Source organism: Arthrobacter sp. B2I5, from assembly GCF_030816735.1.
Taxonomy (GTDB): Bacteria; Actinomycetota; Actinomycetes; order Actinomycetales; family Micrococcaceae; genus Arthrobacter.
The window spans coordinates 3,887,988-3,900,969 of record NZ_JAUSYF010000001.1; the positions used below are offsets into that span (position 1 = coordinate 3,887,988).

Here is a 12,982-nt window from a genome sequence, read left to right on the forward strand (position 1 = left end):
AAGGGCGTAACGGTTCCCGCCGCCGTCGTCAGCTCAAGATGTCCTTGGTGACGAACCGGCCGTAGGCGAGCGCCCCGAACACCGCCACATAGCTGGCCTGCAGGAGGGCGTTGCTGGCGAAGGAATCCCACACCAGGGGCTGGCGCAGCATGTCGCCGAAACCAAGCCAGTAGTGGCTGAAGAGCCACGGATGCAGCCACTCCAGCTGCGGCAGCTGGTCCGCAACCTGGGACACCACCGAAACCACCACCGTAGCGGCCATCGCTCCCACTGGCACCACCGTGAGGGTGGACAGGAACAGCCCGATGGCCGAAAGCCCGGCGAGTGACACCGCCAGGTAGGCAGCGATCAGCACTATGCGCAGGGCGGCTTCGGACGGCTGGACCACCCCGCCGGAGAGCAGCGTCACGGGACCCACCGGGAAGAGTGCCGCGCCGATCGCAGCACCCGCGAGGCCAACGGTCAACGGAGCGGCGATGCAGAAGGCCAGCGCGCCGGCGTACTTGACCAGGAGGAGCCGGACCCGTCCGGCCGGCGCCACCAGCAGGTACCGCAGGGTTCCCAGGCTTGCCTCCCCGGCGATAGTGTCGCCCGCGACCACACCTATGGTCAGCGGCATGAACAGCGGCACGGAGACCAGCATGGCGGTAAAGGCCACGAACAGTCCGTTCTGGGTGATCCGGTCAAGGAAGGCTGGGCCCCTTCCGGGCGGGACCGCGGACGAGACCTTCACTGCAACGGCAATCAGGACCGGGATGGCGGCGAGCGCCAGGAGCAGCGCCCACGTCCGCCGCCGGCCGAACAGGACCTTGAGTTCGGACGCCAGGAGGGACAATCCCGAGCTGCGTGGCGTCGCGGCCGGGAGGGCAGTTCCGGCAGCCTTCGGAATATCCGCGGGCACACTACTGGGCAACGTCGAATCCTTCCCCCGTCAGGGCAACAAAGCGGTCCTCAAGGCTTTCACGCTCGACGGCGAAGCCCCGGACGCGGACGCCGGCCTGGACCAGGTGCGCCACGACGTCCTCGGGAAGCACCGCCGGGGACTGCGCGCCAATTGGCAGCGCAGCGAGGATTGTCCCGCCCTCCGGCTGCGCCGGTTCACCCTGCCCCGGTTCAGCCTGGGCAGGTTCCGGTACGATCCCCAGCCGCGCCAGAACCTGGCGGGCTGCGCCGGCGTCTGGCGTCACCAGCCGGAGCCGGGTGCTCCCGGCCTGCCGCAGCTCGGCAAGGGGCCCCTGCGCCACGAGCTTTCCGGCGCTCATGACGGCAGCGTGGGTGCACATCTGGTCCACTTCGGCCAGCAGGTGGCTGGACACAAAGACAGTGGTGCCCTCATGCGCCAGCGATCGCACCAGGTTGCGGACTTCCCGGGTGCCTTGCGGGTCCAGCCCGTTGGTGGGCTCATCCAGGACCAGCAGGTCCCGTGGCGAGAGCAACGCATTGGCAATGCCCAGCCGCTGCTTCATTCCAAGGGAGTATGCGTGCACCCGCTTCCCGGCCGCGTGCTCCAGGCCCACCCGCTCCAGCGCCTGCTGCACCCGCCTCCTGCGGGTGCCGGGGATGGTGTGCGGGCTTGCGGCGTCGAGCCGGTGCAGGTTGCTGGCGCCGGACAGAAAGGGGTAGAACGCGGGGCCTTCCACCAGCGCGCCCACGCGCGGCAGCACGTCATGGAGCTTGCCGGGCATCTCCTGTCCGAGCAGGTTCACCGTTCCCTCGGATGCGGCAGCCAGGCCGAGCAGCATGCGGATGGTGGTGGTCTTGCCTGAGCCGTTGGGCCCCAGGAAGCCGAAGACAGTTCCGTGCGGGACGGCAAGGTCCACACGGTCGACGGCGGCCTGCCGGCCAAAGTGCTTGCTGAGCCCGCGGGTCTCGATCGCCAGGCCGGCGTTCACCGGGCCGGCCCCCGTCCCGGCAACGCTCCCCCGTCCGTCCAACACTTATTGGGCCGCTGCTGCTGCGGCCTGCAGCCTCTCCGGCGGCACCATTCCGGCGAAGATCCGTCCGTCGTCCGTGACCAGGACGTTGAGCAGGGCGGTGGAGAGCAGCCGGCCGCCGGGGACGGCGACGGCGGCCTGGGACAGCAGCGGGTCCTGCAGCAACGATTCCGCTGCCGCAGCGGACCCACGGGCTGTGCCCAGCACGGTCTCCCAGCCGGTACCGGTCACGGAAACGTCCTTCCTGGCGTCTGGATGCATGCCGCCCGGGCTGTGCATATCCGGGGCGTCACGGGACTTGTCCGGAACGGGAAGTTCCTTGACCGTGCTGCCCGGGGGCGGGGCAAAGTTGAACACGGACTGATCCGGGGCGTCCAGCGAGAGGCTGGTGAAACCGGAGCGGAACGCGGGGGTGTCCGCCCCGCGTGCGGTCACCTGGACGGACAGCGGCATCCCGTTTTGACCGTCGACGGCGATGGCCACCTTGCCTACCAGGGTGGCGTCAGTACGCGGTTCAATCAGCAGGTTGTAGGCGGCGCGTCCGGCAACGGAAACGTCCGGTCCCACCGAAACGGCCGTGGTGGGGTCAACCTTGGCAAGGAATTTTTGCGCCAGTTCTGCCGGCGTGGGCATTCCGCCCGCCATCTGGTGCGCGTCGGAACGCGACCGGTCCTTGGCATGCTCCGGCAGGGTCAAATGGGCGGCCGTGTTGTCTTTGGACGAATACAACCAGACGTCGCTGCCGTGGCGGACTACGTCCCGTTCTGCCAATTGGTCCATTACCTGCACGCGGGCATTGTCCTTGCCGTCCAGGTAGACGCGCGCAGTGTGCTTGCCTGACAGCAGCTCAATGACGGAGGCGGCGCTCCCGGCAGCGGCAGGAGCGGATGGCTTGCCGGTTGCCGGCAGCTCTGGAAGTCCCAGCTCAGCGGACTGTTCCACTGTCCCGGAGAACGAGTGCACCTGGTGGCTTGCCGCCAGTTGCAGGACCTGCGCGGGCGTCTTGGCCGGGAGGGGGTTGTTGGCACCGGCCGGAAGGGAGCCGGCCAGGGCGCCGGCAGCGATCACCAGCGGGGCCGCGACGGCGGGCAGCCACCGCAGCCACACCCGGCGGCCGTCCGTGCCGTTCCGCCATGACCGTTTTTCCTGCAGTCGTCCGCTGGAATCCAGCGTGTTGGAGCCCATAGGTAAAGACTACGCCGGTGCAGGTGGATAGGGGCCACCCGCAGTGCCCCCGTCCTGCACCGCGGGCCCTGGTTGCTCCGGCACCACGGTGCCCGCACCGCCGTCGACCGTTATTTTTTGGCCGGTGCTTATCAGGCCGGTGGCGTCTGCAACCCCGACTACCGCAGGGATGCCGTATTCCCTGGCAACCACGGCACCGTGTGAATTGGCTCCGCCCATCTCCATCACCAGGCCTCCCGCTGTCAGGAACAGCGGAGTCCAGCCGGGGTCTGTTGACGGGGCAACCAGGATTTCGCCCGGCTCAAGGCGGGCTCCGACGGGATCCAGGATGACGCGTGCCGCAGCAGTCACGGTTCCCGCCGAGGCAGGGCTGCCGGTGAGCGTGCCTTCAGCTGACATCCCGACGCCGGTCCGCACCGCTTCGGGTTCGGTCCCGTCCGAGAGCAGCACCCGGGGAATGTGCCGGCGCCTGAGCTCCTGGGCATAATCCTGGCGGCGGCCGGCCACGAGCGCCCGGAGGTCCCGGGTGGGCGCTCCGCTGGCCATGGAGGGCCCGGACATTGCGGTCCCGGATAATGCCTGCCTGGCTTCAATGAAGTCCAGGAAGAACACGTCGTCCTGCCGTTCGATGGCGCCCGCCTGCGCCAGCTCACTGCCCACCACCAGCAGCTGCCGGCGGACTTCCGCAAGGCCCGCAACCAGCTGGTATTTTGGCAGCTCGCGCAGGCCGGCGAACAGCCGTGCCCGTTGCAGTGCGGCACGCACCAGCCTTCCCCTGATCCAGCCACGGGCGGCGGCGCGGGCAACGAGCCTGTCCACCTGCGCTTCCGCATCTTCGATGGCCCTGCTGAACTGGGCATCGGGCGCCAGGGCAGGGTCCTCCAGTCGAAGGTAGTTGGCAAGGATTCCCAGGATGTGTGCCGGTTCCTCCGACCACCGCGGCAGTCCGACGTCTATTTCGCCCACTGCCCGGTGGCCGTACCTGTCCAGGAACCGGGCCAGGCCTGTTTCGAGGCGTGCCGGCAGCTGCCCGCCCTGGAACGCGGCGGCCAGGACACTGGGGTCACCCGTCATCAGCGCGGTGCATGATTCACGGTCTTCCCGGATTTCCCTGGCAAGATGCCACAGTTCCAGGTCCATTTCAGTGGTGACGTTGTTGGGCAGGCCACGGATCACGGGCTGCAGTTGTTCCCAGGCATTTCCGCCCAGGAGCTTTCCCGCAATGCCCAGCATCGCAAAACCCACGGCAGGGAGGGGAAGAATGGCCGGAACAATCGGAAACAGGCGCCGCCCCAGGAGGAACTCGGCGTGGTCAAGGCGTGCCACCGCTCCCTGAACGTCGCCGGAACGCAGCGAGGCCTCGAAGTCCTGCGTGAAGCGGTCCAGCCGCCGGAGGGCTGCCGCTGGCCGGAAGAGCGCCCGAAGGAAGGCGGCGGGAACCTTGGCGCGGGCGGCTGCCGGGGCAACGTGCCGCAGCAGCCCGAAGGGCGTCTTCCTGGTCACCGAAAAGGCGGGGTCCTCGAACAGTTGCCGCATGACCGTTGCGGTCCGGGCCTCCATGATGTCGAAAACCCGGGGAACGAGGCGGCGGCCGACGGTGCTGCGGATGGGAGTGGTGAAGTCGATGTAGATCCGCTGCCCGGCTTCGGCGTAGGGGGATGGCCCGCCCCGGGGATCAGGAACAGGGAAGCCGGCAGCTGTTGCTATGGAGGAGGCGATGAGGCGCACCGCCGCAAGGCCCATGGGGGTAAGCGGCCGGGTAAGCCCCTGGGCCAGGCTGAAGCAGAGATAGGCCCTGGTCCCCCGGGTGGCGGACCGGCCCTCAGGAATCGTGCCGGCGGCGCCGTTGCTCTTGGGGACCGGGTACAACGTGGTGATCGGCCTGGACTGCGTGAGCCACAGGCCCCCGGAATGGTCGATGGCCCACTCTGTGTCCTGCGGGGCCCCGAAATGTTCCTCGGCCTGCAGGCCGAGGCGTGCCAGCCCTGCGATTTGCCGGTCCGTCAGGCAGGCAGTGCTGCCGGCCGCGGAAACATTCCGGGTCTGCGTCCCACCACCGGGCAGGGGCCGCACCTCCACGTCCTTATCGCCCAGCTTCCGCTCCAGGACCTTGCCGCTCAGCGCGTCCACCACGAAGTGGTCCGGATTGACGGCACCTGAGACAACGGCCTCACCCAGCCCGGGACTGGCGTCGATGACGACCTGCCGCCTGCGGCCGGTCAGGGGGTTCGCCGTGAACATGACGCCGGCGGCGTCGGCGTCCACCATCCGCTGGACCACCACCGCGAGCGCCACGCTTGCCGGCTCGATGCCAAGGCTTGCCCGGTAGGCGGTTGCCCGGTCCGTCCACAGCGACGCCCAGCAAGCACGGACGGCTTCAAGCAGGGCGGGCACTCCGATGACGTTGAGGTAGGTGTCCTGCTGCCCGGCGAAGCTGGCGAATGGCAGGTCTTCTGCCGTGGCCGATGACCTGACCGCCACCGGTACATCCGGGCCGAGGGCTGCGTAGGCCCCTTCCACTGCCCGCGAAACTGCCGGTGGAAGAGGAATTGCCCGGATCGCGGCACGTGCCGCTCCAGCCAGCCCGGCTATGTCGGGCGGTTCGGCTGCGCCCGTCTGCGCTGCGTCCCGTCGAGCGGCCGGCGCCGGGTCCGACAAGGCCGCGTAAACCGCGGCCAGCGCGGGTGGCAGGGAACCGGCGACCCCGACTGCCTGCCGGTATGCGTCAGTGGTGAGACAGAAACCCTCCGGGACCGGCAATCCGGCGGACAACAGCTCTCCGAGGTTGGCCGCCTTGCCGCCCGCGAGAGCCAGCATTCCGGCATTGAGCCGGCGCAGGTCCAGGACCAGCCCGGCATCCGTGCCGGTGGCGGCTGTCCGCAACCCTGGCTGCTCCATGTCCCAGATGCCTTATCCGAGGGGCCGGTATCCCGGTGATGCCTTGCTGCCTGGCCGGTGCCGGCTAGGCGGCGTCGCCCAGGATGGGACCGAACCGCGCACGGTCCGCCAGGCGGGGGTCCTCACGGTCCGGGACCACCATGACCGGACCCTTGGCGTGGTGAAGCACGCCGTCGGATGTTGAGCCCAGGAGCATTCCGGTGAAGCCGCCACGGCCGCGGGTACCCACCACCACCAGCTCCACGTGCCGGCTCTCCTCCACGAGCACGTCCACCGGCGAACCGTCCTTGAGTTCGTAGCCGGCCTGGAGGTGGGGGTAGTGGCTGCGGAGCCACGCCATGCCCGCTTCCAGGGTGACCCGGATGTCGTCAAACAACGCTTTCCGGTCCATGGGTGCGGGAACCCATGCCAGGGAGCCGCTGTACTGGGGGACGGCGCAGATCACGCGGAGCGAGGCACCGAGCCGTTCGGCCTGGTCGGCTGCCTCGAGGACCGCAACGCGTGCCTGCTCGGAGCCATCGACACCCACCACCACCACGTTTTCCACCGGCCTGTGCCCGGCCTTGGCCTGCTCTGCCTTGACGCGGCGGTCCTCCGTGCTTTCGCCGAGCCGGTCCGAACAAAACAGCGGCACGGTTACCGTGGGGCATTTTGCATGGGCAGGCAGGGCGCTGCTGACTGATCCCAGCAGGCGGCCCACGAAGCCGCCGCGGCCGCGGGTGCCCACCACCAGGAGTTCGGCGGTTTCGGAGATTTCGAGCAGCACTCCTGCGGCGTCGCCGTTCTCCACAGCGGAACTGACGTCGATGTCGTAGGCGGAGACCTTCTCCACGGCCTGCTTGGCGATGGCTTCGGCACCCTCACGGATGACGGAGTCGTCCACCGTGGCATAGCCGCCGTCCAGTCCGGAGGCGGCGAAGATCGGCACGGAATAGGCCGTAACGATATGGAGCGGACGACGGCGGCGCTGGGCTTCCCGTGCGGCCCACACCAAGGCGCACTGGCCATGGTCCGAACCGTCGACGCCCACCACGATGCCGTGCGGAGCGGCGGAAGCACCACCACCGTCCCGGGCCGGGTCCGGGTGCAACTCTCGTGAGCCCATGGGGGCCGCCTCCTCGCGATACGCCTGATGTTGCGGCTATTCTGCCAGAAAACGGACCGCTCCCCGCGCACCCCGCTTCCCCACGGCATGGGCAGGAAAAGGGCCGTTCCCGCTTCCAACTATTCTCCGTCCCCCAAGGCTTAGCAAGCCTGTTCAGGAGCGGTAAGGCAGGGTTATCCACAGGCCCTCCCGCCCGGCTCGGAAAGCGCCTTCACGCCATTGGGAATGTTTTCTTCAGTGGGCTATCCACGGCCGCATTTGTTCTGTAGTCTTCAGGACATTGTTGGTCCGGGACGCCAACTGCAACTTTCTGTGCAAACTGTCCCGGCCATGCGCTGCGGCCGTACTTGGGGGTAACGGGACGCGGGCCGGCGAGGATGCCGGCACCTGCCGAAAGCTTCGAAGGAGGGAAACTGTGGTGTCAAGCATGCCCGCGGATGCCGGGACCGAACAGACCACCACTGTGATCATTGGCACCGGCCTGTCCGGACTGGCCGTGGCCGCAGAACTGCGCCGCCACGGCGTGGACTCCATCGTGGTGGACGGACTGGACATCCTGGGCGCCGGCCAACCCGCAAACACCTCATCACTGCAGCGCTGCGATGCGGCGGACAGCGACACCCTCCGGGAGCGCAACGAGATCCTGCGCCACCTCCGCAATTACGCGGCAAGCCACAGCGTGGACGTCCGGAACACAACCCGGGCGGTCCAGCTGACCATGCTGGAAGACCCCGCGCACGGCGCCGCTCCGCAGTGGCAGGTGCACACTCCCACGGGCATCCTGGTGGCCGACCACATTGTCCTGACCAGGTGCGCGCACAGCCAGCTGCGGCGCATGCTCAGTGACTTCGGGATTGCCGTTGGCCGCAACGTGGCAGCGGCCATGCGCGCCATCGGCATCTACCTGGTGGGTGTGGGCGAGCTGATCACGCCGTCACCCAAAGAGGTCCTGCGCCAGGCCAAGACGGTGGGCCAGGCCATCTCCGCCAAGGTCAATCCGGACAGCGGCCATTCATCCGGCGGCGGCTTCCCGGCAACGGGAAGCTTTGCGGTGCTGACCTGCTGACCGCCTTCCCGGTGCCCGCCCGGCCGGCCCCGTCCGGACCGGCCGGCCGGGGCTACCCCCGCCCGTCCTCAGCGGTATCCCCGTCATCCCCCGCGTCCTCGTCAACGCCGAGCCGGCGCCGGGCCAGGATACCCAGGGCCACCAACAGCCCCACGGCGACGACTGCAAAAAGCACAATGCTCCATTGGAAGGGCTCGCCCGCATTGGCGGGCCCGGATGGTTCCTCCGTTACCCCGGGCTGTGCCGTCCCCATTCCTGGAACCGCACCCGCCGCCGTCGGGCTTCCCGCCGGGGACGTTCCGGACGTTGCCGGCGCGGCGGCGCCTGACGCCGCAGTGAAGGTGAACGTGCCCTCGATGGGGTGTGAGTCCGAGCCGACCACGCGCCATGCCACGGTGTACTTCCCTGCGGGGCCGCCCGGCCGCAGCTTCTGCGTGGCCACGTTGTCCACAATGCGCGCCGCCCCGTCCGCCCATTCGCTGCCGCCGGCATCCTTGACCGAGAAGGACGATCCGATGCCCAGCGGCTTGCTGCTGAAGGTCACGGAGACTTCGGCGGGCGGGGCCGCCAGCGCGGCGCCCTGGGCGGGATTGGTGGACTCGGCTGCATCATGGGCCGAGGCCGGCCCAGCCAAACCCAACAGTGCGGCGGCGAGGACAAGGGCGAGGACAAGGAAACCGGGCACGAGGCCCGGCAACCGGCGGCGGACGTGGCGCATGGTGGGGCTCCTGGTGTTGGCTTCCTTACAGACTAGGCGCATTTGCAGGCCCACTCCCTGCCGCACCCTTAGGATGCAGGTATTCCCACACACTTCCCCGGAGGACTAATGCTTAAGCAAGGCTCTGCCCTGGACCGGTATTTCAGGGTTACCGAGCGCGGTTCCAACCTTTCCCGCGAGATCCGGGGCGGGTTCGCCACGTTCTTCGCCATGAGCTACATCGTGGTGCTGAACCCACTGATCCTGTCCGGTCCGGACTCGAACGGCACCACGCTGGGCTTCACCGCGGTGGCCGCCGTCACCGCTTTCGTAGCGGGCATCCTGACCATCCTCATGGGCGCCTGGGGCCGGCACCCGTTCGCCCTGGCCACCGGCCTGGGCGTGAATGCCTTCGTGGCCGTCACCGTGGCCACGAATCCGGGACTTACGTGGCCGGACATGATGGGCCTGGTGGTCCTCTCCGGCCTCACCATGCTGATCCTGGTCCTCACCGGTTTCCGCACCGCCGTCTTCAAGGCCGTGCCGGACGGCCTCAAGACCGCAATCGTGGTGGGCATCGGCCTGTTCATCGCCCTGATCGGGCTGGTCAACGCCGGATTCGTGCGGCGCATCCCTGACGTCGCAGGCACCACGGTGCCCGTTGGACTGGGCTTTGAAGGCAAGCTGCTGGGCTGGCCGACGGCCGTTTTCGTTTTCGGCCTGATCCTGACCATCGCCCTGGTGGTGCGCAAGGTCAAGGGCGCCATCCTGATCGGCATCATCACCGCCACCGTGCTGTCCGTGATCCTTGAGATGACCCTGCACATCGGGCCCAGCTTCGACGGCAAGAACTTCAACCCCCAGGGCTGGTCCCTGGTGGCGCCTGCATTCTCCGGCTGGGCCGCTCCTGACCTCTCGCTGATCGGCAAGGCCAACCCGTTCGGCGCCTTCGAGCACCTCGGCTTCGTGGCCGCGACGCTGCTGGCCTTCGTCATCCTGCTCAGCATCTTCTTCGACGCCATGGGCACCATGGTGGGCTTGGCCAACGAAGCCGGCACGGTGGACGAGCACGGCAACATTCCCGACGTCGACCGCGTGCTCCAGGTGGACGCGCTGGGCGCCATCATCGGCGGCGGCGCTTCCGTTTCCTCCAACCAGATCTACGTGGAAGCCGGCGCCGGCATTGGCGAAGGCGCCCGCACCGGCGTCGCCTCGATCGTTACCGGCCTGCTGTTCCTGGTGGCCATGTTCTTCACCCCGCTGATTAACCTGGTGCCCTTCGAGGCCGTGGCCCCGGCCCTGGTGGTGGTGGGCTTCATGATGGTGTCCCAGGTGGGCAAGATCGACTGGCAGGACTGGGGCATCGCCATCCCGGCGTTCCTGACGTTCACCCTGATGCCGTTCACCTACTCCATCGCCAACGGCCTGGGCGCAGGGTTCATCGCCTACGTACTGATCCGCACTGTCCAGGGCAGGGTCAAGGACATCCACCCGCTGATGTGGGCCGTGGCAGCGGCGTTCGCGTTGTTCTTCGCCATCGGCCCCATCGAGGCCGCACTGGGCATGTAACTCCCCCGGTATGGACACAGGGCTGGTGCGGCAGATGCCGCGCCGGCCCTGTTGTTTATACCGGGGTGTTCGGTGCGAGACCCTCGTCGCCGGACACCGCCAGGGCCTTCCGTTGGCGCAGCCGGTCCAGCCGGTTCATGAGCGGCGAGGTGGTGGCGCCATGGATCACGATGGACAGGGCCACCACCAGCCCAATGAAGGACCAGAGCCAGTGTGCCTGGTCCGCGAAACGGCCTTCCCCCAACGCGTAGGCCAGGTAGTACAACGACCCGATTCCGCGGATGCCGAAAAATGAGAGTGCCACGCGTTCCCGCGGACCGGTCTTGCCGCCCAGCAGGCCCAGCCACCCGGCCAACGGTCTGACCAGCAGCAGGAACGCCAGCGCCACCAGCACCTCCACCAGCCCGATCCCGGCGAGCAGCCCACGGGCGATGGCGCCGCCGAGCAGGACCAGGATCACCACGGTCAGGAGCCGCTCCAGCTGCCCCACGTAGGAGTGCAGCACCCGGTGGTAGCCGTGGGTTCGTTCAGCGGTCCGGATGGTCACGGCACAGACGAACACCGCAATGAACCCGTAGCCCTCCACCATCTCCGTCAGGCCGTAGGCCAAGAACGTCGCCGCCAGGGCCACGAAACCTTCCGAATGGTTGGACAACCTCAGGCTTTCCGCCCGCGCGGAGAAGAACACCCTGGCGAGCAGCTTGCCGGTGAGGAAGCCCGCCAGCAGCCCGACGGCCAGCCGCCACAGCACATCCATCCCGAACCATTCGCCGAACCACTCAGCCGGGTTTGCGCCGGCGATGCTGATGGCAATGGCGAGGTATACGAACGGGAATGCCAGGCCGTCATTGAGCCCGGCCTCGGAGGTGAGGCCGAACCGGACTTCATCTTCCTTGTCAGTGTGCTCGTCCTGGTCCGCGGGTTCTCCCACCTGGACTTCGGACGCCAGGACGGGGTCCGTGGGGGCAAGACTGGCGCCTACCAGCAGCGCCGCGCCGAGGCCCAGGCCCAGGAACCACATGCCCAGCAGGGTCAGGGCCAGGATGCACAGCGGCATGGCGATCCCCAGGAGCCGCCATGTGGTGGACCACCGCTTGCGTCCCACCGGGCGGTCGAGGGCCAACCCTGCTCCCATCAGCGAGATGATCACGCAGATTTCCGCGAGGTGCATGACAAAGTCGCCGTGTTCCACCGGGTCAGGGTCCGGCAGCGAGGGAATCAGCGCGAACGCTCCCATGCCGGCGCCCAGGAAGACCATCGGCATGGACAAGGGCATATCGCGCAGCAGCTTGGGCAGGACCGCGGCGATGAAGACGGCCAGGCCGGCTGCGGCAAAAAGGATGTCTGGGGCTTCAAACATGGGGAAAGGCTCTCCAGCCTGGAATGGTTGCGCGGATCCGGAAGCGGACACGCCACGCTTCGATGGGCGGACTGCTCTCACCATAACCCCTGAAACAGGCATCTCACCGGCACACGGGTTCTTGGATACCGGACAGGACGACGGCGGCGTTGCTGGTTTTCGTGCCCCGCATGCGGTGAGCTTGAGGCATGTCCCTCCAGCTCCCCGCCGTCGATGTCCCGCCCCAGCCCTGGACAGGGAGGTTCGACGGCGACGGCCCCGGCCACCGCCGATGGTGGCAGGTCGTGAACCAGCCGGGCAACACCACGCCGGGAACCGCGGGCGCTGACGTTGAGGCGGCGGCGGCCGGCAGGCCCGTGGCCCTGCTGGGCTTCGCCAGCGACGAGGGGGTACGCCGGAACAAGGGCCGTACCGGCGCGTCGGCCGCCCCGGCGGCCCTGCGGAAGGCGCTGGGCCCGCTGGCTTTCCACCTGGACCGTCCGGTAACTGACATCGGCGATGTCGCGGTAGCCGGGGAGGACCTGGAAGCCGGGCAGGAACGGCTTGGCCGGGCGGTGGCAGGCCTGCTCGATGCCGGCCACCAGACCGTTGTCCTGGGCGGCGGCCATGAAACCGCCTACGCGAGTTACCTTGGCGTCAGCGGATCAGCGGCCATCCGGGACGGGCAGCGCCTTGGCGTCCTGAACCTGGACGCCCACTTCGATCTCCGCGACGAGCCCGTGCCGAGTTCGGGGACCCCGTTCCTGCAGATGGCCCGCGCTGAAGCGGACGCCGGGCGCGAATTCCGGTACGCCGTCGTCGGAATCTCGGAGCCGAACAACACCCGGGTCCTGTTCGACACCGCGGACAAGCTGGGGGTCCGGTACCTGCTGGACGAGGACTGCGGCGCGGACCGGGTCCGGGACTTCGTGGCCGCGTTCCTGGCGGACATCGACGTGCTGTACCTGACCATCGACCTGGACGTGCTGCCCGCCGCCGTGGCGCCAGGGGTGAGCGCGCCCGCAGCCTACGGCGTGCCGCTGCCCGTCATCTCGGCGGCCTGCCGGCAGGTGGCGCTGAGCGGGAAGCTCCTGCACCTGGACGTGGCGGAACTGAACCCTGCCTTTGACATTGATGGCCGGACCGCCAAAACCGCTGCGCGGCTAATCAACACCCTGCTGCGTTGAAA

10 protein-coding genes are annotated in these 12,982 nt (G+C 68.3%); 3 read left to right on the forward strand and 7 right to left on the reverse strand.

Annotation, left to right across the window (positions count from 1 at the left end; translation table 11 throughout):
- Positions 1-28: 28 nt before the first annotated feature.
- The 5 genes from QFZ60_RS18030 to QFZ60_RS18050 all read right to left on the reverse strand — a co-directional run bounded on the left by QFZ60_RS18030 (position 29) and on the right by QFZ60_RS18050 (position 7,122).
- Positions 29-913 carry an ABC transporter permease gene (locus tag QFZ60_RS18030; RefSeq protein WP_307092265.1) on the reverse strand — a complete coding sequence of 295 codons (885 nt, stop codon included), beginning with the start codon at positions 911-913 and terminating at the stop codon, positions 29-31.
- Positions 903-1,937, reverse strand: a complete 1,035-nt coding sequence (locus QFZ60_RS18035) for an ABC transporter ATP-binding protein (RefSeq protein WP_373427694.1) — start codon at positions 1,935-1,937, stop codon at positions 903-905. The genes QFZ60_RS18030 and QFZ60_RS18035 overlap by 11 nt, the downstream gene beginning before the upstream one ends.
- Positions 1,938-3,119 carry a hypothetical protein gene (locus tag QFZ60_RS18040; protein ID WP_307092266.1) on the reverse strand — a complete coding sequence of 394 codons (1,182 nt, stop codon included), beginning with the start codon at positions 3,117-3,119 and terminating at the stop codon, positions 1,938-1,940.
- A 9-nt stretch (positions 3,120-3,128) separates the two neighbouring features.
- On the reverse strand, positions 3,129-6,017 hold the full coding sequence (locus tag QFZ60_RS18045; protein WP_307092269.1) for a PEP/pyruvate-binding domain-containing protein: 2,889 nt from the start codon (positions 6,015-6,017) through the stop codon (positions 3,129-3,131).
- Positions 6,018-6,081: 64 nt separating this feature from the next.
- Positions 6,082-7,122 carry a universal stress protein gene (locus tag QFZ60_RS18050; RefSeq protein ID WP_307092270.1) on the reverse strand — a complete coding sequence of 347 codons (1,041 nt, stop codon included), beginning with the start codon at positions 7,120-7,122 and terminating at the stop codon, positions 6,082-6,084.
- Between the two features lie 427 nt (positions 7,123-7,549).
- Between QFZ60_RS18050 and QFZ60_RS18055 the strand changes: the two genes are divergently transcribed.
- A complete protein-coding gene (locus QFZ60_RS18055; protein WP_307093374.1) occupies positions 7,550-8,188 on the forward strand; it encodes an NAD(P)-binding protein in 639 nt (212 codons plus the stop codon).
- 52 nt (positions 8,189-8,240) lie between these two features.
- On the opposite strand, the gene QFZ60_RS18060 is transcribed toward QFZ60_RS18055, so the two are convergent.
- Positions 8,241-8,906, reverse strand: a complete 666-nt coding sequence (locus tag QFZ60_RS18060; protein WP_307093376.1) for a copper resistance CopC family protein — start codon at positions 8,904-8,906, stop codon at positions 8,241-8,243.
- Positions 8,907-9,014: 108 nt separating this feature from the next.
- Here QFZ60_RS18060 and QFZ60_RS18065 point away from each other — a divergent pair, with 108 nt between their 5' ends.
- Positions 9,015-10,454 (forward strand): NCS2 family permease, encoded by a 1,440-nt coding sequence (locus tag QFZ60_RS18065; protein ID WP_307092271.1) that lies wholly within the window; start codon positions 9,015-9,017, stop codon positions 10,452-10,454.
- Between the two features lie 55 nt (positions 10,455-10,509).
- Here QFZ60_RS18065 and QFZ60_RS18070 read toward each other — a convergent pair whose 3' ends face one another.
- Positions 10,510-11,814, reverse strand: a complete 1,305-nt coding sequence (locus QFZ60_RS18070; RefSeq protein WP_307092272.1) for a sodium:proton antiporter — start codon at positions 11,812-11,814, stop codon at positions 10,510-10,512.
- Between the two features lie 188 nt (positions 11,815-12,002).
- Between QFZ60_RS18070 and hutG the strand changes: the two genes are divergently transcribed.
- Positions 12,003-12,980: a formimidoylglutamase gene (gene hutG, locus QFZ60_RS18075; protein ID WP_307092274.1), complete on the forward strand. Its 978-nt coding sequence runs from the start codon at positions 12,003-12,005 to the stop codon at positions 12,978-12,980.
- The last annotated feature ends 2 nt before the right edge of the window (positions 12,981-12,982 follow it).

Bases quoted from the DNA above. Each gene is read 5' to 3' on its own strand.
- QFZ60_RS18040 (WP_307092266.1), bottom strand. From the start codon at position 3,119: ATGGGCTCCAACACGCTGGATTCCAGCGGACGACTGCAGGAAAAACGG.
- QFZ60_RS18045 (WP_307092269.1), bottom strand. From the start codon at position 6,017: ATGGAGCAGCCAGGGTTGCGGACAGCCGCCACCGGCACGGATGCCGGG.
- QFZ60_RS18050 (WP_307092270.1), bottom strand. From the start codon at position 7,122: ATGGGCTCACGAGAGTTGCACCCGGACCCGGCCCGGGACGGTGGTGGT.
- QFZ60_RS18055 (WP_307093374.1), top strand. From the start codon at position 7,550: ATGCCCGCGGATGCCGGGACCGAACAGACCACCACTGTGATCATTGGC.
- QFZ60_RS18060 (WP_307093376.1), bottom strand. From the start codon at position 8,906: ATGCGCCACGTCCGCCGCCGGTTGCCGGGCCTCGTGCCCGGTTTCCTT.
- QFZ60_RS18065 (WP_307092271.1), top strand. From the start codon at position 9,015: ATGCTTAAGCAAGGCTCTGCCCTGGACCGGTATTTCAGGGTTACCGAG.
- QFZ60_RS18070 (WP_307092272.1), bottom strand. From the start codon at position 11,814: ATGTTTGAAGCCCCAGACATCCTTTTTGCCGCAGCCGGCCTGGCCGTC.
- hutG (WP_307092274.1), top strand. From the start codon at position 12,003: ATGTCCCTCCAGCTCCCCGCCGTCGATGTCCCGCCCCAGCCCTGGACA.